At 65.5% G+C, this 23158-nt stretch carries 19 protein-coding genes, 1 tRNA gene and 1 riboswitch; of the genes, 7 read left to right on the forward strand and 13 right to left on the reverse strand.

All coding sequences use genetic code 11. The annotated features are described in order from the left end of the window. Positions 1-101: 101 nt before the first annotated feature. From BMW75_RS02590 to BMW75_RS02630, 9 genes are all read right to left on the reverse strand, one after another. Positions 102-818: an ATPase gene (locus tag BMW75_RS02590; RefSeq protein WP_076517495.1), complete on the reverse strand. Its 717-nt coding sequence runs from the start codon at positions 816-818 to the stop codon at positions 102-104. A 9-nt stretch (positions 819-827) separates the two neighbouring features. Further along, positions 828-2165, reverse strand: coding sequence for an ABC transporter permease (locus BMW75_RS02595; RefSeq protein ID WP_092576391.1), 1338 nt, complete (start codon positions 2163-2165; stop codon positions 828-830). Positions 2166-2172: 7 nt separating this feature from the next. Further along, complete coding sequence (locus BMW75_RS02600; RefSeq protein WP_076517499.1) at positions 2173-3330, reverse strand: polysaccharide biosynthesis/export family protein; 1158 nt, start codon at positions 3328-3330, stop codon at positions 2173-2175. Between the two features lie 51 nt (positions 3331-3381). Further along, positions 3382-5439 (reverse strand): glycosyltransferase, encoded by a 2058-nt coding sequence (locus tag BMW75_RS02605; protein WP_092576394.1) that lies wholly within the window; start codon positions 5437-5439, stop codon positions 3382-3384. Further along, positions 5436-7916, reverse strand: a complete 2481-nt coding sequence (locus BMW75_RS02610) for a hypothetical protein (protein ID WP_092576397.1) — start codon at positions 7914-7916, stop codon at positions 5436-5438. The genes BMW75_RS02605 and BMW75_RS02610 overlap by 4 nt, the downstream gene beginning before the upstream one ends. Before the next feature lie 38 nt (positions 7917-7954). After that, positions 7955-9214 (reverse strand): nucleotide sugar dehydrogenase, encoded by a 1260-nt coding sequence (locus BMW75_RS02615; protein WP_083714209.1) that lies wholly within the window; start codon positions 9212-9214, stop codon positions 7955-7957. 661 nt (positions 9215-9875) lie between these two features. Next, positions 9876-9952, reverse strand: a tRNA-Pro gene (locus BMW75_RS02620). Positions 9953-10093: 141 nt separating this feature from the next. After that, on the reverse strand, positions 10094-11059 hold the full coding sequence (gene ispB / locus BMW75_RS02625) for an octaprenyl diphosphate synthase (RefSeq protein ID WP_076517504.1): 966 nt from the start codon (positions 11057-11059) through the stop codon (positions 10094-10096). A 180-nt stretch (positions 11060-11239) separates the two neighbouring features. Then, a complete protein-coding gene (locus BMW75_RS02630; RefSeq protein ID WP_092576399.1) occupies positions 11240-12409 on the reverse strand; it encodes a fumarylacetoacetate hydrolase family protein in 1170 nt (389 codons plus the stop codon). Between the two features lie 141 nt (positions 12410-12550). Between BMW75_RS02630 and BMW75_RS02635 the strand changes: the two genes are divergently transcribed. The 5 genes from BMW75_RS02635 (at position 12551) to proB (ending at position 16749) form a co-directional block, all read left to right on the forward strand. Further along, the gene (locus BMW75_RS02635) at positions 12551-13309 is read left to right on the forward strand and encodes an IclR family transcriptional regulator (protein WP_092576403.1); all 759 of its coding nucleotides are present in this window, start codon (positions 12551-12553) and stop codon (positions 13307-13309) included. A gap of 305 nt (positions 13310-13614) precedes the next feature. Next, positions 13615-13926, forward strand: a complete 312-nt coding sequence (gene rplU / locus BMW75_RS02640; RefSeq protein ID WP_006216228.1) for a 50S ribosomal protein L21 — start codon at positions 13615-13617, stop codon at positions 13924-13926. 34 nt (positions 13927-13960) lie between these two features. After that, on the forward strand, positions 13961-14221 hold the full coding sequence (gene rpmA, locus BMW75_RS02645; RefSeq protein WP_006389959.1) for a 50S ribosomal protein L27: 261 nt from the start codon (positions 13961-13963) through the stop codon (positions 14219-14221). Positions 14222-14420: 199 nt separating this feature from the next. Beyond that, positions 14421-15557: a GTPase ObgE gene (gene obgE, locus BMW75_RS02650; protein ID WP_092576406.1), complete on the forward strand. Its 1137-nt coding sequence runs from the start codon at positions 14421-14423 to the stop codon at positions 15555-15557. Positions 15558-15612: 55 nt separating this feature from the next. Beyond that, positions 15613-16749 (forward strand): glutamate 5-kinase, encoded by a 1137-nt coding sequence (gene proB / locus BMW75_RS02655; RefSeq protein ID WP_076517508.1) that lies wholly within the window; start codon positions 15613-15615, stop codon positions 16747-16749. Here proB and BMW75_RS02660 read toward each other — a convergent pair. Further along, the gene (locus BMW75_RS02660) at positions 16746-17465 is read right to left on the reverse strand and encodes a response regulator transcription factor (RefSeq protein ID WP_254791925.1); all 720 of its coding nucleotides are present in this window, start codon (positions 17463-17465) and stop codon (positions 16746-16748) included. The genes proB and BMW75_RS02660 overlap by 4 nt on opposite strands. Positions 17466-17519: 54 nt before the next feature. On the opposite strand from BMW75_RS02660, the gene BMW75_RS02665 reads away from it, so the two are divergent. Next, positions 17520-17969: a helix-turn-helix transcriptional regulator gene (locus BMW75_RS02665; protein ID WP_175493077.1), complete on the forward strand. Its 450-nt coding sequence runs from the start codon at positions 17520-17522 to the stop codon at positions 17967-17969. 73 nt (positions 17970-18042) lie between these two features. Here BMW75_RS02665 and BMW75_RS02670 read toward each other — a convergent pair whose 3' ends face one another. Then, positions 18043-18606, reverse strand: a complete 564-nt coding sequence (locus tag BMW75_RS02670) for a SecDF P1 head subdomain-containing protein (RefSeq protein ID WP_092576412.1) — start codon at positions 18604-18606, stop codon at positions 18043-18045. 233 nt (positions 18607-18839) lie between these two features. Then, a riboswitch (TPP riboswitch) is annotated at positions 18840-18947 on the forward strand. Between the two features lie 63 nt (positions 18948-19010). Between BMW75_RS02670 and thiC the strand changes: the two genes are divergently transcribed. Next, positions 19011-20924 (forward strand): phosphomethylpyrimidine synthase ThiC, encoded by a 1914-nt coding sequence (gene thiC, locus BMW75_RS02675; RefSeq protein WP_076517514.1) that lies wholly within the window; start codon positions 19011-19013, stop codon positions 20922-20924. Positions 20925-21389: 465 nt separating this feature from the next. On the opposite strand, the gene BMW75_RS02680 is transcribed toward thiC, so the two are convergent. Together BMW75_RS02680 and BMW75_RS02685 are read right to left on the reverse strand one after the other, a co-directional pair. Further along, positions 21390-22352 carry a Bug family tripartite tricarboxylate transporter substrate binding protein gene (locus tag BMW75_RS02680; protein WP_092576415.1) on the reverse strand — a complete coding sequence of 321 codons (963 nt, stop codon included), beginning with the start codon at positions 22350-22352 and terminating at the stop codon, positions 21390-21392. An 88-nt stretch (positions 22353-22440) separates the two neighbouring features. Next, positions 22441-23157, reverse strand: a complete 717-nt coding sequence (locus BMW75_RS02685; RefSeq protein ID WP_092576418.1) for a 3-oxoacid CoA-transferase subunit B — start codon at positions 23155-23157, stop codon at positions 22441-22443. Position 23158: the final 1 nt, after the last annotated feature.

Consider the following 23158-nt stretch of genomic DNA (forward strand, 5'->3'; position numbering starts at 1 on the left):
CGGGCACCAGGACAATCAGCGCATTGATCCAGCGATGGCGGCGCCGCTCGCGCAGCGCCGATTGCCGTTCGCGGCGACGGCGTTCGATCTCGGATCCGCCTTCAGAACCCGAGCTGGCCTTCGTCGAAGCCGCCTCCGAGGACGTCGTCGCCTGTGCCGGAGTCGCTCCGTGATCGTCGCGGGGGATACCTGCGGAGGCACTGGTCGAGGTCGTCGTCGATGCTGAGCGCGCTTCGTTCATAGATCAAGCCTTTGAAGCAATAATCCGCCAACTGATTCTGGCGATAACTGGAAAAAATGAGTGTCCGGCCCACCAGCCGCTCTTCGAAAAGAGCCAGCCAGAGCCGGGTGAAACGGCAAGGCTCGAAGGGGATGCTCCCTTCGATCACGTAGACATCGAACGCGGGCGCCAGCGCCAGCGCGAACGAGAACTCCTGCCGCACGTAAAGCGGCCAATGCTCCATGGGCTTGGCCAGCATCTTGGGATCGCTGATCAGGTCCGCGACCAGTTCGTACGTTGCGCCGGGATCGATCTCGTACATTTCGCTGACGAAGTCGATCATGCTCAGGCCGTTGGCCTTGCCGCGGATGAAGCCTTGCCGGCCGATGGCCCACGAGACGTTGCCGTCGTGCTTGACGAAGCCCTGGCGCGGCGGACGCAGGCAGCACAGCACGTCCACCAGCTGACGGTGCATTTCCGGCGTGGGCGACAGCAGCGCATAGCGCCCGGCCGGAATGTCGAGCGTGGCATTGGCAAGCAGCGGCTGCCGGCTGCCAAAGGCATAGGGTTCGTCGGTTACGCCATTCAGATGGATCATTCCTCACCCTCACATCGGCTGGACATTGGGACGGGCCAGGCGCTCGGCCACCAGGGCGATCACCATCATGAACACCAGCGAGGTCAGGAAATACCCCAGGCTGGCGTCGTGCGACTGGTACGCCTGGAAGTACGCCGAGCGCAACAGCTGCATGCCATGCGCCAGCGGCGACCACAGCAACCACGGCCGCAGTTGCTCCGGAAACTGCTCCGACACGAAAAAGACGGCGGCGAAGATCTGCAGGCCGCGCTCGATGATCGGCGCCAGCCGAAGAAAGAAGTGCCAGTACGTCGCAATCGACCCGAACAGCACGCCCATCGCGGCACCAGCAACCCCCATCAGCACGACGAAGGTGATAAAGCCGGCCCAACTCTTGGGCAGCGTGATGAGGCCGATCGCGTGGCCCGCGGTGATCAGCACCGCGAACACCACCAGGTACACCGAGACATAGATCATGGCCTGCACCAGCGCGCACATCAGCGGGGTGACGCCCTGGAAATTCAGCAGGCCGCGCGCGGAGACATACGCGGTGCTGCTCCGGAAGGCGATCTGGCGGAACATGATCCAGGTCGTCGCGCCCAGCAGCGAGAACGTCTGCACGTCCATGCCCAGGATGTAGTGCGTGCCCATCAGGATGTACAGCGACGAAATCAGCGTCAGCAGCACCACGGGCCCGACCAGCGCCCACACCAGCGCGATGCGGCTCTCGCCGTGCATCACGCGCAGCTGATAGATGAACATCGCCATCAGCGTGCGGCCGATCGGCCGGTGGCCGGCCGTATCCTGCGAATGCCCCTCGTGCAAGTGGCGCAGCCGGTCGCGCAGGATCGCCAGGTCGCCCGATTCACTTTGCGCGACCTCGATCTCCAGCGCGATGTCGTTGCGCGACGCATGACGCCGCGCTTCGCGTGCCTCGTCCTGCTTGCGCCGCTCCACGCGGCGCGCATGCGCGGCCGCCAGCCGCTCGTCCTCGGCCACCAGCTTGGCCGGCACGTAGCCCGGCGCGAACACTTCCACGCCCGCGCGGATGTCCTGCTCCAGCAGCCGAACGATGATGCGCAGGCGGCGGCGGGAGAAGTCGGCCACGGTCTCATCGACCTTGCCGCGCTCGATCTCCGCTTCCAGCTCCGCCTGCACGGCCTCGTACACCGCCCGCCGCGCCGCCACGGAATCGTGCGGCTCGCCCTGCAGGCGGGCAAGCAGCGGCTTGAACAGGACCGCCGGCGGCGCCTTGGCCTCGAACAGCGCGGCCGGATCCAGCCGCCAGTTGGCGACGCCGGACCCCACCGTGTAGTTGCTTGCTTTCCGGCGCGAGCGCCAGCCCTTGATCCGGTCCTCGTTACTCATGGACACGCTATTGGGAAACGCCGGTCGAACTTCCGCCCGAATCGCTGTCGATGGCTCGCGTGGCGCTGAAGCCGGCGCTCATCGTGACGCGGAAGGCCGACAGCACCTTCTGCACCTGCGTGAACGGCGCATCCGAGATATAGATGGCCTGTCCTTCATGAACCGTGAACTCGCGCGCCAGCGCCACCTGCTCCGGCCGCGTGAGGTCAAACTGGTAAACCACGGGCAGCATGTCCGGCTTGCCCTCGGCCCCGGCCTTCGCGGGCGTGAACAGGAACACCGAACGCGGATCGGCCAGCTTGTCGTCCAGGCCGCGGGAATCGGCCAGCGCGTCCAGCACGCTGTAGTTGCGCTTGCTGATCTCAACCCGGCCTTGCTGGCCGGCCGCGCCCAGCACGGTCAGGAATTCCTTGGCATCGTAGGCGGTGATGACATCGCCCGAGCGCAGCAGGATGTCGTTGTTCTGGTTGCGGTAGATGTCCGCCAGCCGCACCGAGGCCACCTGGTTGTCGCGGCGCAGGCTGATGATGAGCTGCTCGGGATTCGTCTGCACCGGCGCGGCCTGCGCCAGCGCGCTGCTCAGGCGCTGGGCGGTCTGCGTGATGGGATACATGCCCGGCTTGGTCAGGTTGCCCTGCACCGTCACCATCTGTCCGCGCGCGTCGGCCGCGCGCGTGACGCTGACGTCGGCGCCAACCACGAGCTTGCTCAAGCGCGCCACGATGGCGTCATGCAATTGCCCCAGCGTCATGCCCTGGGCCCGGAACTTGCCGATGATCGGAAACGTGATGTTGCCGGCGCTGTCGATGTCCTGGTTGCCCAGGTCGCTCACGCCGGACGGATCCGCGGCGAACACGCCCAGTCCGCCGCGTTCCCACACTTTCACGTTGATGCCGTCGCCCGGCACGAGCTTGTCGAATCCCGCCTGTGTCAGGTCGCGATAACGCACGGGAAAATCGGCCACCTCGGGAACCCTGCTCTTTTGCGCGAGTTCGCGCGACACGGGCATCACGATGACATCCTTGTCATCGTGAGCGCCGGTCATTTCGCTGAGCATCGGGCCGGACCGTGGGAGCTGGCAACCCGAGAGTGTCAGCGCTGCAAGCAGCAGCATGGCAAGCGTCGCGTAGCGCCGCGCGCCCAGGGCCGGGACGTTCATTAGCATAGGTTCCTTCAGCTTCAACACTTTAAAAAAGAGCGACTGCGTGTCACGGTGTCACGCCAGCATCCGGCGCTTGGGCGCCACGTCGATGCGCTCGTCGTTATCGGACTCGGTCATGGCGGGCATGCAGATGCTCATGAACTTGGTGAGCATCGCGTCCAGCGAGAACAGCTTCTGCGCCCGCTGGCGGCTATTTGCCCGCATGTCCGCATTGCTGCGCACCTGGTCCACCATGTTCAGGACCTTCTCGCATGCCTCGTGCATGTCGGGATGGTCCACGCAGCTGAGCAGGTGGCCCGTCTCGTCTTCGACAAAGCACTCTTCCGCGCCGCCGGCCGGCGTGGAAATCACCGGCACGCCCAGCAACTGCGCCTCGATCAGCACATTCGGCAGGCCTTCGTAGCGCGACAACAGCACGCTGGCGTCCATCTTCGAATACCAGAAGCCCACGTGATTCGACAGCCCCACCAGCAACAGGCGTTCCAGCACGTCGTGCTCTAGCGCCAGCGCTTCGATGTTCTCGCGCAGGCGTCCGTCGCCCACGAGGAAAAAGCGCGCCTGCGGCCGCTCTTTCAGGTAAAGCGCCGCCAGCTTGATGAAGAGCTGCGGACGCTTGTCCGGCTCCAGGCGGAACACGCCGCCGATCGTTTCCGTGGCGTCCTTGGTGCGCTCGTGGAAGGCTTCCCATTTTTCCTTGTCGGCGTCCGATGCATCGGTTGCCAGGTCGGGCACGCCGTTGTACAGGATGTGGAAGCGCGCGAGCGGCAGGTCCAGCCACTCGGCATACGCTTCAGCGGCCTTGCGGCTGTTGCTGACGAACACCACGCCCGGCACCTGAGCCAAGGCCTGGAACAGCTCGGGATACTCTTCGCGGAAACGGTCCTTGCGGATGTTCGGCGGCAGGCCGCGGAACACCAGGTGGATCGTCGGCGTGCCGGCCAGCAGCGCCGCCAGCGCGCCAAAGAGGCACGTGCCGTCCTGCCACAGGCTCACCACGTCGAACCGGTTGGCGCGCAACACCGGCGCCAGCCGCGTCACGCCGTAGTGCACGGGCGGGGGCAGTTGCTCCAGCAGACGGCCCAGGTTGCCTTCAGGCACGGACTGGTGCGCCACCGAGATCGCCGGCAGGCGGTTGATCTCCGTGACCGGAATCTGCGCCTTGGTGAGCACCGGCAGGAAGAAGTCGTCCTGCTTCTTCGGCGACCCGGACGGCTCGGTGTGCTGCTTGACCAGCACTTCGACCTTCTTGGGCCGCATCAGGATGTCGGGTGGCTGCAGTTCCGGCGACGCCGCCAGACGGGTCAGTTCGCCCGCCAGGCGAGTCAACTGGCGCTCGGCGCCGCCGGGTCCCAGGCTGCCGGTGACCAGCGCCACCGACACCGGCTTTTCCGGCGTGTTCTCCGCGATCTTGCGATTGCGAAAGTGCAGGATCGCGTGCTTCATCGACACGATGCGCACGTCCTTGCCCGCCAGCCCCTCTTCGGATTCGAAGCGCTGATAGAACGCGTAGTCACTGGCCAGCCCCTCGGCCAGTTCGGCCGCCTTGCTGCCCGGCGTCAGGTGCTTGGCCACGGGCGCGATCGCGTCCCACGCGTCGGCCAGCAGCCCGCGCTTGCGCAGGCGCTTGGCGAACTCGACGCGCATGTTGCGATCCGTGTGCTGCGAGATCAGACGCCGGAACAGCGCGTCGGACTGCTCGTGCGCGCGAATGTCGCTCAGCAGCTTGGCCCGCGAGAACAGGCGATCCGGATTCGTCGTCTCCGCCGGCAGGTGACGGTCGACCAGCGCCATGGCTTCGTCCAGGTGCCGTTCCTTCACCAGCCGCGTCGCGCAATAGCGCACGATCTGCAGGTCATCCGGGCATTCCTCGAGCAAGGTCGCCCATTGCTCGGCCATGCCCTCGTTCAGGCCCGCCGACTCCTGCAGGCGAAGCAGGAGAAAGCGGACCTTCGAGTCCTCCATGTGATCGTGGGCCAGCGCCTTGGCCCGCGCCAGGTTTTCCTGAGCGACTTGAACCCGCCCCGATGCCGCAACGATTTCCTCCAACTGCGCTTGAACTTGCTGAAGATCGGACTTGGCGTCCGCTCGCTCGGTAATCAGAGGAGGATTCATGCCGCCTTTCTCCGGTTGAGCTTCTCGATCCAGACCAGGCAGCGCTCGATGTAGTGGTCGTACTGCGACGGGTTCTCGGAACGCTCCTGCAGCTGCTTCCAGTACGGCAGGGCCTGCTCGAAGCGATGCAGACGCATGGCGCCGACCGCGGCCAGGCGCAGGCCGATGGGATCGTCAGGCACGAGCGACACGATGCGTTCGCCCAGCGCCAGGCGCTCGGTCGTGCTGGACGGCTCCAGGCCGCGCGCTTCGGCGTACAGATAGGCCAGGATGCGGCGCTTTTCGTGCTCCACTTCCGGCATGCCAGGCCACGACTGCGCCACGCGATCCAGCAGCCTCCACGCGGCCTGATGCTCGCCGTTGGACAGGAGCTCGCGGGCGCCGCGGATGGCGCGCGGTCCAAGCCGGCCCAACTGGCGCTCGGCCTCGTCCTTGGCGCTCTGGTCGGCGCCCGGGTGGGCCAGCACGTCCTTGTACGCGTCGATGGCTTCACCGAACCAGCCGCCATTGAAGGCCACGCGCGCAAAGTGCAGCTTGGCGCTGAACGGCGCGGCCTCGCCCGTGGCAGCCACTTCCAGGTGGCGCATCGCCGTCTTCTTGTCGCCCAGCGCATCGGCTGCGCGGCCACGCATGGCGTGCAGCTCGGGGAAGTCCACGTTGGTGTCGATGGCCAGGTTGGTCAGGTCGATCACTTCCTTGTGGTTGCCGGCGACCAGCGCGGCACGCACGCCCAGGCGCATGGCGCGTTCGAACGCGCGCTGTGCCCGGGCGCCAGCCAGCGCGTCGGGGTTGAGCAGCCGGTGCGCGCAGATGCGTTCGGCCGCGTCGCGCAGGCGTCCTTCCTCCAGCGCGCGGTTGCCTTCCTCGGCCCAGGTCGCGGACTGCGCCTGCAGCCATTCGCCGATGGGCTCTTGCTCGCTCTTGGCCAGGCCGCACGAGGCCGCCAGCGTCGCCGCAGCCATGATGCAACCGCGCCACGAGGCTTCCTTGACCAGTTCCAGCGCGGCGCCCTCGTCCAGCGAAGGATGCTCGGTCGCCAGCTCGCGCAGCGCCTCGCGGTCGCCCGCCAGCAGGCGGTCGCGCCACAGCACCGCGAAACCGCGGCCGTAGCTCGGGATCGCCGCGCGGACCTCTTGGACCCAGCGGATGGCCGCTTCCATGTCGCCGCCCGTCTGCAGCAGCGAAAGCACCGTGTCGGCGGCTTCCACCGCCATCGCGTCGTCAGCGTCGCTGATGCGGAACAACTGCTTCCAGTTGCCCAGGCTTTCCTCCACGTACCCCAGGTGGCCCGCGGATACCGCCGCGATGCGCACGATTTCCGGCGTTTCGATCTCATCGCCCAGCAGGCCGGCCGCAAGCGAGTACGCCACGTCATAACGGCCCAGCTTGAACTGGTTGCGCATCAGGATCTGTTCGGCCTTGCTGCCCGAGGCCAGGGCGCCATCGGCGGTGCCCAGGAGCGCGAGCGACCCTTCGTAGTCGCCCAGCTCTTCCTGGAAGCGCGCAAAGAGCAGTACGTGGTCCTGCAGCCCGGGAAAGCGGCGCAGCACGTCGCGCACGCGGCGCGAGGCCTCGCGCAGCTCGCCCGATTCCCAGAGCTTCTCGATGCGCTCGGCGCTGTCTTCGGCGCCCAGCTTGGGCGCGGAGGGTTGCGGCGTCGCGGAGCCCATCCGCGGGCGGATGAAATTCTTGAACCAGTCGGTATAGAGGCGCTCGGCAAAGACCGGGGTGTAGTGAGTCAGGTCCAGTCCGCCGTTTTCCATCGCGTCGGCCTGGCCGATCTTGTTCATCAGCGGCGTCGGGTCGTAGCAAGGCACGCCGATGCGCTGGGCGGCGGCGGTGATCGCGGATATCAACTGCTGGCGCTGTTCGATGGGCACGTTGTCCGGCGTGTGGGCGTTGACGTGCGTGACGAAGACGACCTTGTCGCGGCCCAGCAGCTCGACGAGCTGGCGCATCTCCTGCTCGATCTCCTCGTCCGTCTGGTCGCGCTTGACGATGCGGGCCAGCAGGTCGCGGTCGTCCGGGCTCAGGCTCTTGAAGACCGGATCCTGATCGAGCAGCGCGCGGCGCTCGGCCAGGCGCTCGGCCGAGGCCATCGACCAGAACGAGCGCGTGCGCGCGCGGTCGGCGAAGAACTCACTGAAATAGCGGCCCAGGTAATTGGACTGGATGGGATAGCCGTCAATCGCCAGCAGCTTGCGCGAGGACAGCTCGACCATGTACAGGTCGGCCGGCTTATGCGTGCCGTTGCGGGCCTGTTCGCCATTCGAGGGCCGGAAGATCAGGCGCTGGACGTCGGCGGGGATGTCGCCCTGGCCGAACATGAAGCGGGCCTGCTGGAGCGCTTCCGCGGCCGTGTGCACGAAGCCGTAGTTGCGGCCCAGTTGCAGCTTGATGGGGTAGCGTCCCACGGCATCGCGCAGCGGCGTGTGGATGCGGCAGGTTCCTATCGGAGCAATGGTAAATGCAGTCATTCAGGGTCTCTCCTGGATTGATGGATTGCGCGCCTGAACTAGAGCGTCCAGTACAAGAGGTCGGCCGGAAGCCGTTTGGCATCCAGGACGGACTTCAAGTCGCACACCATGCCGCCGTTCTTGACCAGTTGCGGCAGGTCTTCCCAGATGGTTTCCATGGTTTCGCGGTGCGGCACCGCCAGGATCAGGACGTCCATGTCGCGGAACTGATCGCGCTCGACGAGCTTGATGCCGTACTCGTGCTCCATCTGCTCCTGATCGACCATGGGATCGCACGCGATCGGGGTGATGCCGTATTGGCCCAGGGCGTTGTAAAGATCGACGATCTTCGAGTTGCGGATGTCGGGCACGTTCTCCTTGAACGTCATGCCCAGGATGCCGACGCGGGTGGACGCGTTCAGGCGGCCGTTGCGGGCCAGGGTCTGCACCACGCGCGACGCGACGTGGGCGGCCATGCCGTCATTGATCCGGCGGCCCGACAGGATGACTTCGGGGTGATAGCCCAGTTCCTGGGCCTTGGACGTCAGGTAGTAAGGATCGACGCCGATGCAGTGCCCGCCCACCAGCCCGGGCGTGAACTTCAGGAAATTCCACTTGGTGCCTGCGGCGGCCAGGACTTCCGACGTGCGGATGCCGACCAGGTCGCAGATCTTCGACATTTCGTTCATGAGCGCGATATTGATGTCGCGCTGCGTGTTTTCCAGCACCTTCGCCGCCTCGGCGACCTTGATGGAGGAAGCGCGGTGCACGCCCGCGTCGATGATCTGCTCGTAGACGCCGGCGATGACGTCCAGCGATTCGGCGTCCTGGCCGGAAACGATCTTGACGATTTTCTCCAGCGGGTGTTCGCGGTCGCCCGGGTTGATGCGCTCCGGGCTGTAACCCAGCTTGAAATCGACGCCGCAGCGCAGGCCGGACACTTTCTCAAGCTCGGGGCCGCAGATTTCCTCGGTGGCGCCGGGGTGGACGGTCGATTCGAATACCACGATGCATCCGGGACGCAGCACCGGGCCGATCGATTGGCAGGCCCGCACCAGCAGGGAAAAATCGGGGTTGTTTTTCTCGTCGACGGGCGTCGGAACGGCAACCACGAAAAAGTCGCACCCTTCCAGTTCCGATATCTTGTCGGTGAACTGCATCGGGGAAGCCAGCAATACGTCGCGCTCGATCTCGCCGGTCCAGTCATCACCCTCTTTCAGCCGTGCGATTCTCCGCTTGTCCACATCAAAACCGATGACATCAAAGCGCCTGGAAAATGCCACTGCCACGGGCAGGCCGACATATCCAAGGCCACACACTGCGATTCTCTTTACCACGGGAGACCTCACTGTTTTCGTCGTGTCGCAGACACTAGAAATCGACGCCCGCCGACAAACGAAATCGACATGAAATCGAAATACGTTTGCCGTATCAGGGCGGACATATTGCTGGGATTTATTACAACTCGATACCTACACAGGCATGCCAAGTTTCGAGCCAACGAATCGTAGATGGGCAGAACAGCAAACTTTTTTCTAAAAATTATTATTGCTGTGGAAATGAGTCAGACCGGCCCGTAATAAACCCGGGAATTCCCTCAAAGAATTACATTCATTACACAAACTGCAACACTGGATCCGGGCTTAATTGTGAACAAATATTAAAAGTCGTTTTTCTTGTTCCGGTTTAACCAAACTGAAAAAACGAATAATCCATTTCCGCGGTTATTTATTTATCGCTCGGGGCAATATGAAACCTTCCGGACACGATCTGGAAATGTTCCGGAAATGCTCTGGAAATGTTTTCAGGTGCATTTTTTGAGCGGCGGTATTCTGAATTTCGCTTCAACAGCAATCGCCATGCCGCCACGTCCATTTTGCGTCCGAAGGCCCAAACGCAAAAAAGCCGGTACGCTTGCGCGATACCGGCTTTCAGCCAAAGGTGTCGGGAAACACCTTCAAGAATTCGACCACAGATAAGTGGTCGGGGCGAGAGGATTCGAACCTCCGACTCCTGCGTCCCGAACGCAGTACTCTACCAGGCTGAGCTACGCCCCGATTTTTACTACTTGCTCTTTCAAGCTACATCCCGCGGCGCTCAGTACCGTCGGTATGTGTTTACTGCCACTGCTACTGCTACTGCTACTGCTACTGCTTTTCGCTTCGAAGTTTTCGCTGCCGTTTTGATCAACGATTTCGTCAACGATCTCTATTCACCGCGAAAGCGCAGAATTCTAACAGAGAATTTTGAAAAGGGGAAATGGGGTAGATCGAAAGGGCTTGGCGGGCCAGGTCGGCCTCGGCCACGGCGGCCAGGCGGGCGTGTTCCAGGGCGTCCGTGGCCTGGATGGCGGCGGCCACGGCGGCGAAGTCGGCGTCGCCCGTCTTGATGGCGTCGCGGATCAGTTGCTGCTGCTCGGGCGTACCGACTTCCATGACGCGGATCAGCGGCAGGGTCGGCTTGCCTTCGCGCAGGTCGTCGCCGACGTTCTTGCCCAGGGCGGCGGCGTCGCCGCTGTAGTCGAGCACGTCATCGACCAGCTGGAACGCGGTGCCCACGTGGCGGCCATAGGCGGCCGCTGCGGCCTCCTGCTCGGGGGTGGCGCCCGCCAGCACGGCGCCCACCTGGGCGGCGGCCTCGAACAGCTTGGCGGTCTTGTAGCGCACAACCTGCAGGTAGCGCTCCTGGGACACGTCCGGATCGTGCACGTTCAGGAGCTGCAGCACTTCGCCCTCGGCGATCACCGTGGTGGCTTCGGACAGGATGCTCATGATGCGCATCGAGTCGGCCTCGACCATCATCTCGAACGAACGCGAATACAGATAGTCGCCCACCAGCACGCTGGCCGCGTTGCCGAATACGGCATTGGCGGTTTCGCGGCCGCGGCGCAGGTCCGATTCGTCCACGACGTCGTCGTGCAGCAGCGTGGCCGTGTGGATGAATTCCACCACGGCGGCCAGAAGCTGGTGATGCGTGCCTTCGTACCCCAGGGCGCGCGCCACCATCAGCACCATGGCCGGGCGCATGCGCTTGCCGCCGGCCCCAATGATGTAGTCGCCGATCGTGCGGATCAGGACCACATCGGAATTCAGCCGCTCGCGGATAACCGCGTCGACGGCTTTCATATCGTCAGCAATGGGGGCAATGAGCGCGGGGAGATTCAAGACGTATCCGACAAGTGTGAAGCGAGCCGCGTGACGGCTCTTACCGCTGGGCCCGCCAGCGGTCGGCGGGGGATTCGACCACGGATTATACGGGGAGTGCGTGGGAAATCCGGGCACGCCCGCCACGCATGACAGGGCCCGCCGCCGCGCGCCCTGTCCGGGTCGGATCCGCTGGCCGGATCAGCGCCCGTGGGGCAGCAGGCCGCGCGCCGCCAGATTGGCGTAGAGGGCGCGCACCCCGAAAGTCCAGGGCGGGATCGCGCTGGTCGATTGCACCTCGTTGACCAGCGCGCCCAGGCGCTCCGAGGCGATGACGACGCGGTCGCCCGGCAGATGGGTGAAGCCCGTGCCGGGGCCCTTGCGGTCCTTGGTCGGTGAAAACATTGTGCCCAGGAACAGCATGAAGCCGTCGGGATACTGGTGGTGGGCGCCGCAGGTCTGGCGCACGAGATCCAGCGGGTCGCGGCTGATTTCGCGCATGTGGCTGACGCCGTCCAGCTCGAAACCGTCCGGGCCTTCGATGCGCAGAGACACGTCGGCCTGCCGCACGCTGTCCAGCGTGAAGTCGCCGTCGAACAGCCGGATGAACGGGCCGATGGCGCACGAACCGTTGTTGTCCTTGGCCTTGGTCAGCAGCAGCGCGCTGCGGCCTTCGATGTCGCGCAGGTTCACGTCGTTGCCCAGGGTGGCGCCGGCCACCTCGCCCCGGCTGTCGACGGCCAGCACGATCTCCGGCTCCGGGTTGTTCCACAAGGACTCGGGCAACACGCCGATACGCGCGCCAAACCCCACCGAGGCCATGGGCGGCGTCTTGGAAAAGACTTCGGCGTCGGGGCCGATGCCGACCTCCAGGTATTGGGACCACTGGCCGGCCTCGACCAGTTGCGCTTTCAGGCGATTGGCCTCGGGCGATCCGGGACGCAGCCGGGACAGGTCGGAGCCGATCAGCCCCTGCATCCTTACACGGATCTCTTCCGCACGACTGGCATCGCCGCCGGCTTCTTCTTCGATCAAGCGTTCCAGCAGGCTGATCGCGAAGGTGACGCCCGCCGCCTTCACCGGCTGCAGATCGCAGGGCGCCAGCAGGCGCGGCCCTTCCTGGCCCTGCAGGCTGGCGGACATCAGCGCGCGCACGTCGCCCAGGGATTCGCCCCTGGCCTCGCGCGCCAGCGCCACGCGGTCGGGACGGTCCAGCAGGTCCGACACCGTGGGCGCCATGGCGGTGATGTCCATCACCTCGCCGTCCCGCACCAGGACCACGCTGGGCCCATTCACCGGGCCGGGCCGCCAGACGCGGCCCACCAGCAAGGCCTGGGACAGATCGGCCGGCAGCATATTGTGTTCGTTCATGACGTCTCCTCGCTTGCTTATATAGGCTTAATAGGTCATCGCCATGGTGGCGGATCCACTGCTGCGGGCCAGTCTAGGGGACTTCATTTATCATGTCCAATATCTTGTTTTTTGGTCCAATATATTGGAATCCCAGTCGCCATGGCCAACGATTACGACGTCCCCGCTGTCCGGCGCACGCATGACATCCTGCGGGTTTTGTCCAGCCGCCCCACGCCCGTGAAGGCTGCGGAACTGGCGCAGGCCTGCCAGTTGCCCAAGAGCACGCTGTACCTGCTCCTCGATTGCCTGGAACAGCGCCGCTGGATCGAGCGCCAGGAGGGCGGCTACATCATCGGACTCGAACTGATGGCGCTCGGGTCCGCCTACCTGCGCCACGACGGATTGCAGGCCGCCTTTCACCAGGCCGCCAGCGCGTTCGTGGGCCGCTGCAACGAGGTCGTGCAACTGGCCGCGCTGGACGGCTTTGACGTGGTCTACCTCGCGCGGGAAGACGCGCGCCGGCCGGTACGGCTGGTGTCCGACCTGGGCCTGCGGCTGCCCGCGCATGCCTGCGCGCTGGGCAAGGCCCTGCTGGCCAGCCTGCCGCCCGAGGAGCTGGCCGCCCGCCTGCCCCAGACCCTGCCCCGCGTGACGGACCGCACGATTGCCGATGCGGCGCGCCTGCATCGCGAACTGGACGCCGTGCGCCGGCAGGGCCTGGCCGAGGACCAGGAGGAAGTCGCGGCCGGCCTCGTGTGCTACGCGGCCTTTGTCGGCGTCACGCCGCTGGGCAAACGCGTGGCGGTCAGCACGTCCATCCCCGCCGACCGCCTCGACGACGCCCACCGCCGCGACGCCACGGAGGGCATCCGCCGCGTGGCGCGCGACATCGCCCTGCGCGTGATCCCGGGCGCGTGAAGCCTCGACGCCACACCTAAGCCCTTAGCCTGCAACAGCTTTTTGACTTTCGGAAAGTCCCGGGCTAATATCTCGGATTCGGTCAGCAATGGCCGAATTACGTCGGTTGTTTACGCAAGCTACTTGCAAGCCATTTGGCGATCCGGTGCCCAGATTCTTTGAGCCCGCCGTTGAGTTCAACGCTTTGACCCCAACGCTTTGAGTCCATCTCATTGAGCCCGCCATTTGAGCCCGCCAAGACGGCATCCATGCCCAGCAGGGCTGGCAGCGTGAACGAACCCATTTACCTATTTAAGGAACACCCCATGTACGCGGTCGTAAAAACCGGTGGCAAGCAGTATCGCGTTGCCGCTGGCGAAAAACTCAAGATAGAACAGATACCGGCTGACATTGGGCAAGAAATCACCCTGGACCAAGTGCTGTCCGTGGGCGAAGGCGACCAACTGAAAGTTGGCACGCCCCTCGTCTCCGGCGCCGTGGTCAAGGCAACGGTTCTTGCGCAAGGCCGCCACGACAAGGTCAAGATCTTCAAGATGCGCCGTCGCAAGCACTATCAGAAGCGTCAGGGCCACCGTCAGAACTACACCGAAATCCGCATCGAAGCCATCACGGCTTAAGAAGCGACTCGGTACCACTTAGCAGGAGCTAAACATGGCACAGAAAAAGGGCGGCGGCTCTACGCGGAACGGACGCGACTCAGAATCGAAGCGTCTGGGCGTCAAGGCATTCGGCGGCGAATTGATTCCCGCTGGTTCGATCATCGTGCGTCAGCGCGGCACTCGCTTCCACGCTGGCGTGAACGTCGGCATGGGCAAGGACCACACCCTGTTCGCGCTGGTCGACGGCAAGGTTCAATTCGGCTTCAAGGGCGCGTTGAACAAGCAGACCGTTTCGATCGTCGCTGCCGAGTAATCGGATAGCAGCCCGCGGACGGCAAGTCCGCGGACGCATACGGTCAGGGACGCGGTCCGCCGCGTTTCCGAACGGCAAAAGCCCTGTCGCGTGCGGCAGGGCTTTTTTGTTTTAAGGCAATGGGCGAGTAAGCTCTCCCATGCCCCCCGGCGGCGCCCCAATCGGGCATCCGCCCTCACCCACTACACGCGCAAACACCATGAAATTCGTAGACGAAGCCACCATTGAAGTGGTCGCCGGCAAAGGCGGCAATGGCGTGGCGAGCTTTCGCCGCGAAAAATTCATTCCCAGAGGCGGCCCCGACGGCGGCGACGGCGGACGCGGCGGCACCATCTATGCGGTGGCGGATCGCAACATCAACACGCTGATCGACTACCGCTACGCGCGCCTGCACCGCGCCAAGAACGGCGAAAACGGCCGCGGCTCGGACCAGTACGGCGCAGCCGCCCCCGACATCACCCTGCGCGTGCCGGTGGGCACGGTCATCCATGACGCCGAGACCGGCGAAGTCCTGTTCGACCTGAGCACCCACGACCAGAAGGTCGTGCTGGCCGCGGGCGGCCAGGGCGGCATGGGCAACATCCACTTCAAGTCCAGCGTGAACCGCGCCCCCAAGCAATGGACGCCGGGCAAGGAAGGCGAACACCGCTACCTGCGCATGGAACTGAAGGTGCTGGCCGACGTGGGCCTGCTTGGCCTGCCCAACGCCGGCAAGTCGACGCTGATCACGCGCATTTCCAACGCGAAGCCCAAGATCGCCGACTATCCCTTCACCACGCTGCATCCCAATCTGGGCGTGGTGCGCACGTCGCCGTCGCGCAGCTTCGTCGTGGCGGACATTCCCGGCCTGATCGAAGGCGCCTCCGAGGGCGCGGGTCTGGGCCACCTGTTCCTGCGCCATCTGGCGCGCACGCGCGTGCTGCTGCACCTGGTGGACGTATCCACGCCCGACCCGGACGCCGATCCGGTCGAGCAGGCCGTGGCCGACGCGCGGGCCATCGTCGAGGAACTGCGCCGCTACGACCCCGAGCTGGCTGCCAAGCCGCGCTGGCTGGTGCTCAACAAGCTGGACATGGTGCCCGATCCCGAGGACACCAAGCGCCGCTTCATCGAGACCTATGACTGGAAGGGGCCGGTATTCGGCATTTCCGGGCTGTCGGGCGAAGGCACGCAGGACCTGATCTACGCGCTGCAGGACTACCTGGACGCCGAACGCGAGAAAGAACAGCTTGCGCAGGACCAGGCCGATGGCAGCTACGTGGCGCCGGACCCGCGCTTTGACGACAAGCGCACCGACGCCGACAAGCCCGCCGCGCCGCGCGGCGACGACGAATAAGCCATAATCGCAGTCCCTACGATTACGCTTTTTTTCGCCGCAGCCGGCCGCCATCATGTCTGCTGAATCACCCGTCGTTTCCGTCGTCACCCACGCCCAGCGCATCGTCGCCAAAGTCGGCTCGTCGCTGGTCACCAACGAAGGCCGAGGCCTGGACCGCGCCGCCGTCGCGCACTGGGCCGCGCAGATCGCCGCCCTGCACAAGCAGGGCAAGCAGATCGTGCTGGTTTCCAGCGGCGCCATCGCGGAAGGCATGGCGCGCCTGGGCTGGCGCAAGCGCCCGTCCGTCATGCACGAACTGCAGGCCGCGGCGGCCGTGGGCCAGATGGGACTGTGCCAGGCCTACGAAGCCGCCTTTGCCGAGCACGGGCTGCGCACCGCGCAGATCCTGCTGACGCACGAGGACCTGGCTGACCGCCACCGCTACCTGAACGCGCGCAGCACCCTGTTTGCGCTGCTGCGGTTGGGCGTGGTGCCGATCGTGAACGAAAACGACACGGTGGTCACCGACGAAATCCGGCTGGGCGACAACGACACGCTGGGCGCCCTGGTCACCAACCTGATCGAAGCCGACACGCTGGTCATCCTGACCGACCAGCGCGGGCTCTACGATTCCGACCCGCGCAAGAATCCGCAGGCCACGTTCATGTCGCACGCCCAGGCGGGCGATCCGGCGCTGGAAGCGATGGCCGGCGGCGCGGGCAGCGGCATCGGCACCGGCGGCATGCTCACGAAGGTGCTGGCCGCCAAGCGCGCGGCGCACAGCGGCGCGCACACCGTCATCGCGTCTGGCCGCGAGCGCAACGTGCTGACGCGGCTGGCCCAGGGCGAGTGCATCGGCAGCGAACTGCGTGCGGTGCTGCCGGTGTGGTCGGCGCGCAAGCAGTGGATGGCCGACCACCTGCGGTTGCGCGGGCGCGTCGTGCTGGATGACGGCGCGGTGCAGGCGCTGCTGCGCGAAGGCAAGAGCCTTCTGCCGATCGGCGTCACCGACGTGGAAGGCGAGTTCGGCCGCGGCGACGTCGTGGCCTGCGTGGACAGCCAGGGCCATGAATGCGCCCGGGGCCTGATCAATTATTCGTCTGCCGACACGCGCCGCATCCTGCGCCAGCCGTCGTCGCAGATCGCACGCATCCTGGGCAGCATGACCGAACCCGAGCTCATGCACCGGGACAATCTGGTCGTGCTCTAGCCCTTGTCCGCCCCGGCCGGCGTCCTGGCGACGCCCTGGGGCAGCAGGATGTACCCCCACCCCCGCACCGCCAGCACAGGCAGTTCGATGTTGAACCGGCGCGCCTTGCTGCGCAGCCGCGACACGACCACGTCCACCCGGCGCGCACCGTCCAGGGGATCGCCTGCGGCGCCGGGAAAGAAGCTTTCGCGATGCAGGCAGTGGCCCGGCGCATTGAACAGCCGAACGAGGATGGCGCGCTCGCGCACGGTGAGCGGCAGACGCTCGCCGGCAGGACCGACCAGCAGGCGTGCGGGCGCGACAACGCGCCATGCGCACATGCCGCGCCGCGCCCGCCGGTACAGGCTGCGCAGCAGGGCATCCCATTCCAACGGCTCGGTGGTGGCCGGCGCGCAGGCGTCGACCCCCGCATCCAGGGCGGCCGCCCGCTCGGCCGGGGACGCGCCGCAGGCCTGCCACACGACGGAAGCGCCCGGCGCGGCGCGGCGCAATCCGACGATGAGCTCGGGCATGGCCGCGCAGGACCCCCGCAACACGAGGAGGTCGGCGGGGTGGCGCGGCAGGGTTTCCTGCAGCGCCGCCAGCGAGTCGAAGACGCGGACGTCCCACCGGAACTGACGCAGCGCAGCGGCAAGATTCTTGCCGGCTATTTCATCAGATTGCACGACGAATACGACGCCCCGCTCCAGCATGAAGTTGCCCTTGCCAGTTATCACCTAAGTAATACTTATAGCCACCAAAGTGACAGATCAGCAAGCTTCAATCGCCTTGTGAAAACATTCTCAGACCGACTGAAGCACGCGCGTCTCTTACGTGGCCACACGCAGAAGGCGCTCGCGCGTCTGGTGCGCATCTCCCAAAGTGCAATCGGCAGCTACGAAAGCGGTTTGCGGCATTCCAGCCGATCCGCGCGCAAGCTGGCGCAGGTGCTGAAGGTTGAGGTCGAATGGCTGGAAACCGGCAAGGGTCCCATGGAGCTTCCCATGGACGGCTACGACCTGAGCAACACGCTGCCGGTATCGGGCGTGGCCGAATCGGCGCCGCGTCCCGGCGGCCGGCCCCGTCCGATGGCGCCCTGGCCCTACCCCAATATCTCGCCTTCGCAGTTCGAGTCGCTTACGCCGGAAGACCGCGCGATGCTGGAGGCGCTGACGCAGACCTTCATCGAAACGACCTTGCTTAGGCGCGGCATCAAGCCGCGGGGCCGCAAGCCCGGCTGATCGCGCCGCGCGAACTCCGCCCCCCTGGACGAAAAAAAGCCCGGCAAGCCGGGCTTTTTTGCGTTTGCCCCGATCAGGGCTTGGCGGCGGGCGCCGGGGCGGCGCCACCGGCCGCGGGCGGCGTGACCGCGTCGCCGCGGATGCGGGCGGCGATTTCGGAGGCGGCCTGGGCGGACGGCACGCCGAATGCCAGCACGCCGCGGTTGAGCGGTTCGCCGATGAGCGGGGCCGCAACCAGTTCCTGGTCGATCACCAGGGCAAGCACGCTGCCGACGTTGGCGGTGCTGACCGTGGTGAGCTTGCGCGTGCCGGCCTCGGAGAAGCGCAGGCCCACGAAGTTTTGACCCTGGCGATCCACCAGCGCGGCGGCGTCGGTCAGGTCGGCGCGGGTGAGGACGGGCGTTTCCTGAAGATAGAGCTTGCCGTCGGGCAGGTTGACCTCACGCAGGCCGGGGCCGGGTTCGCGCTTGGCCAGGTAGAAATCCACGCGCGTCGCGGTGGCGGGGGCCGTCGATTGCTGGCCCGCCTGGGGAGTGGCCGCGGCGTCGGACGTCTTAGTCGGGGCGGTCTTGCAACCCGCTAGCGCCAATGTCACGACTACGAGGGCGGGCGCCAATGTGCGTAGGTTCAGTTGCATGCTCGATTCCTTCTTAAGTGGGCTGATGCCGGACGGTAAGACTCTAAGACTGTACACGCGGCGTGTGGAAAAAAGTGTACCGAACCTGAATGACAGTGTCTGCCGAGACTGAATCCAAATGTAAAGCAGTAATACCAGCATGCTTGGCGGCACGTTTTCCGCGCCGATTTGCGTTGGGCGGGACGCGGTGCGCAGGTTGATGGATGCACGGCGTCGTCTTCGCTCTATACTTCGCGTTCACGCAGGGGTACTCGTCCCGCTCTTCAGGCGGCGACGTGTTGAGAGAGTCCCTTCGTACCAGTACGGATAATGCCGATGCTGGGAGCGTATTCCCGCCACGCGTCTTCGCACGCCCAGGCGGGAGTCCATCCCGATCGGCTCCAACCACTCGCTTGGAGCTTTCCATGAACGCCAATCCCAAATTCCTGGCCGCCACCGCCGAAGTCGACGCGGCGGCCGTCGCACCGCTGCCCAAATCCCGCCGCGTGTATGAAGTGGGCTCGCGCCCCGACATCCGCGTGCCGTTCCGCGAGATCGAGCAGGACGACACGCCGACGATGTTCGGCGGAGAGAAGAATCCGCCGTTGACGGTGTACGACTGTAGCGGTCCCTACACGGACCCCGAGGTCAAGATCGACATCCGCCGCGGCCTGCCGGCATTGCGCCGCGCGTGGATCGAGGAACGCGGCGACACCGAGGTGCTGGCGGGCCCGACCAGCGACTACGGCAAGTCGCGCCTGACCGATCCGAAGCTGACGGCGATGCGCTTTGACCTGCAGCGCCCCCCGCGCCGCGCGAAGTCCGGCGCGAACGTGTCGCAGATGCACTATGCGCGACGCGGCATCATCACGCCGGAAATGGAATTCGTGGCGATCCGCGAAAGCCTGCGCCGCGAACACTATCTGCAGACGTTGCGCGACAGCGGCCCCGACGGCGAGAAGATGGTCAAGCGCCTGCTGCGCCAGCATCCGGGACAATCGTTCGGCGCATCCATCCCCGCCGCCATTACGCCGGAATTCGTGCGCGCCGAGATCGCGCGCGGCCGCGCGATCATCCCGGCCAACATCAACCACCCGGAAGTGGAGCCGATGGCGATCGGCCGCAATTTCCTGGTGAAGATCAACGCGAACATCGGCAATTCCGCGGTCAGCTCGGGCATTGGCGAGGAGGTGGAGAAGATGACGTGGGCGATCCGCTGGGGCGGCGACACGGTGATGGACTTGTCCACCGGCAAGCATATCCACGAGACCCGCGAATGGATCATCCGCAATTCGCCGGTGCCGATCGGCACGGTGCCGATCTATCAGGCGCTGGAGAAGGTGGACGGCAAGGCGGAGGATCTGACCTGGGAGATTTTCCGCGACACGCTGATCGAGCAGGCCGAGCAAGGCGTGGACTATTTCACGATCCACGCGGGCGTGCGGCTGCCGTTCATTCCGATGACCGCGGACCGCATGACCGGCATCGTCTCGCGCGGCGGCTCGATCATGGCGAAGTGGTGCCTGGCGCACCACAAGGAGAGCTTCCTGTATGAACGCTTTGAAGAGATCTGCGAGATCATGAAGGCGTACGACGTGAGCTTTTCGCTGGGCGACGGGCTGCGGCCGGGCTCGGGCTATGACGCGAACGACGAGGCGCAATTCGCCGAGCTGAAGACGCTGGGCGAACTGACGCAGGTGGCCTGGAAGCACGATGTGCAGGTGATGATCGAAGGCCCCGGACATGTGCCGATGCAGATGATCAAGGAGAACATGGATCTGCAGCTGGAGCATTGCCACGAGGCGCCGTTCTACACGCTGGGGCCGCTGACGACGGACATCGCGCCGGGCTACGACCACATCACCTCGGGCATTGGCGCGGCGTTGATCGGCTGGTATGGCACGGCGATGCTCTGCTATGTGACGCCCAAGGAACATCTGGGCCTGCCGAACAAGAAGGACGTCAAGGACGGCATCATCACGTACAAGATCGCGGCGCATGCGGCCGACCTGGCCAAGGGTCACCCGGGCGCGGCGATCCGCGACAACGCCTTGTCGAAGGCGCGCTTCGAGTTCCGCTGGGATGACCAGTTCAACCTGGGGCTGGATCCGGACACCGCCAAGGAGTTCCACGACGAGACCCTGCCGAAGGACTCGATGAAGGTGGCGCACTTCTGCTCGATGTGCGGGCCGCATTTCTGCAGCATGAAGATCACGCAGGATGTGCGGGACTATGCGGCGGCACAGGGGGTCAGCGAGAAAGAGGCGTTGCAGAAGGGGATGCAGGAGAAGTCGGTGGAGTTTGTGCGGAAAGGGAGTGAGGTTTATCAGCGGCAGTGATTTTTTTGAGGGGCTTTGTTTGGGGCTATTTTTTGGCTTCGGATTGCGTTCTTGCGACGCCCGGCGCGGCGTGGGCCTGGGGTGAGCGGGGCTCCGGTTGCGGTCCGGAGCCTTCGCTCCGGACTGCCCCTTCCTCATCCTCGTCCTCGCCTTCGGCGACTCCTTCGGATTCCGTCGGGCGCACCTGAACGCCCCGCCCACCCCAGGCCCACGCCACACCGGGCTTTGGTGGTTTCAGCTTTGCGGGCGCTGGGGCGGGTGGGGTTCTTTAGGTTCTTGCCTGCACTGATTAGGGGTTGGAGCGTCTTGCGGGGCCCGCCCCCGGCCGGCCGCGCGGGCGGCCTTTGGGGGCTTACGCGGTGTCTTGCGTCGGCATGATGACGCTTCGCGTGTGGCTGCGCAGCATGCTGGGTTCTAGTGGGGCGGACTCTGCCCCCCCGGCCATGATCGGCAGCGCGTCATGGCTCAATTCACCTTGGCCCCGGAAACTTCAACCGCTTTCTTCCAAGCGCCCAGTTCGCGGTCGATGTGTGCGCCGAATTCCTCGGGCGTGGATCCGACCACTTCGTACCCGTATCCCGATAGCTGCTGTTTCACCGCCGGCGCGGTCACCGCCTGGGCGATTCCCTTGCTCAAGGCGTCGACGACCGACTTTGGGGTGCCCGCGGGCGCCAATATCCCGTACCAGCCATTCACGACGAAGCCGGGCACGCTCTCGGCCACGGTCGGAACATTCGGCAGCAGGGGCGAGCGATGTTCGCCGGTGACGGCGATGGCTTTGAGCTTGCCGGCCTGCACTTGCGGGAGCGACGTCGAAATGCTGTCGAACATCAGCGACACTTCGCCGCCGAGCAGCGCGACGACGGCGGGGCCGCTGCCTTTGTAGGGCACGTGCATCATGTCGGCGCCGGTCTGGTGCTTGAACATTTCCGCGGCCAGGTGGCTGGTGTTGCCGTTGCCGGCCGAGGCGAAGCTGAGCTTGCCGGGGTGGCTTTTGCCGTAGGCGATGAGTTCGGGAATGGTGTCGGCGGGCGTGGCCAACGGCGCGGCGACGAGCATGGGCAGGGTGGCGACCAGGGAGACCGGTGCGAAGTCCTTGCGCGTGTCGTAGGGCAGCGAGGGGTACAGGCTGGGGTTGATGGCGTGGGCAGCCAGCACCATCAGCACGGTGTAGCCGTCGGGCTTGGCGCGCGCGAGCTGGGCCGAGGCGATGGCGCCGCCGGCGCCCGGCTTGTATTCCAGGACGACCGGCTGGCCCCATTTCTTCTGGAGTTCGGCGCCCAGCGGTCGCGCGAGCATGTCGGCGCTGCCGCCCGGCGGATAGGGAATGAGCAGCGTGATCGGCTTGTCGGGATAGGCTGGCGCGGCCTGCGCCGCCCCCAGGCACAGCAGGCTTGCCGATACGGCGGCCAGGATCGATCGGATCATGGAGACTCCTTTGCCCGGGACCGGGCGCAAGATTTCGGGCGCGGCGGGAATCGCCGGCGTCCTGTATCACCGCATTCGGAGCCCGGCATCAGCCATCGCCGCCCCCGGATTCGTATCGCGGCACCCCCGCCCCATCGACCACGATGGTGCGCGGCGCGGCCGGAAAGCCAAGCGGGGCGCCGGTGACCGAGCGCAGGAAGTCTTCGCTGATGCCTGCCTTCATGGCGTGCACCTGCAGGCCCGTGGGCGTGACGTCGATGACGGCAAGGTCGGTGTAAACGCGCGACACGACGCCCCGGCCGGTCAGCGGATAGGTGCATTGCCTGAGCAGCTTGGGCGTCCCGTCGCGGCCGCGGTGTTCCATGGTGACGAGCACCTGCTTGGCGCCCACGGCCAGGTCCATGGCGCCGCCCACGGCGGGGATGGCGTCGGCGGCGTCGGTTTTCCAGTTGGCCAGGTCGCCCCGCTCCGACACCTGGAAGGCGCCGAGCACGGCGTAGTCGAGATGGCCGCCGCGCATCATGGCGAACGAGATGGTGTGTTCGGTGATGGAGGCGCCTTGCAGCAAGGTGATGGGCTGGCGGCTGGCGTTGATGAGGTCGGGGTCCGTCTGCTCGCCGGCGGCGGCCGGGCCCATGCCCAGGATGCCGTTTTCGCTGTGCAGGAGGATTTCGCGGTCCGGCGGCAGGTAGTCGCCGACGAGCGTGGGCATGCCGATCCCCAGGTTGACGATGGCGCCGTCGGGGATGTCGCTGGCCAGCAGTTGCGCGATCTGTTGACGGGTCAATCCGATGATGTCCTGCATG

The sequence above is a fragment of the Achromobacter sp. NFACC18-2 genome (genome assembly GCF_900108985.1).
Lineage (GTDB): Bacteria > Pseudomonadota > Gammaproteobacteria > Burkholderiales > Burkholderiaceae_B > Achromobacter.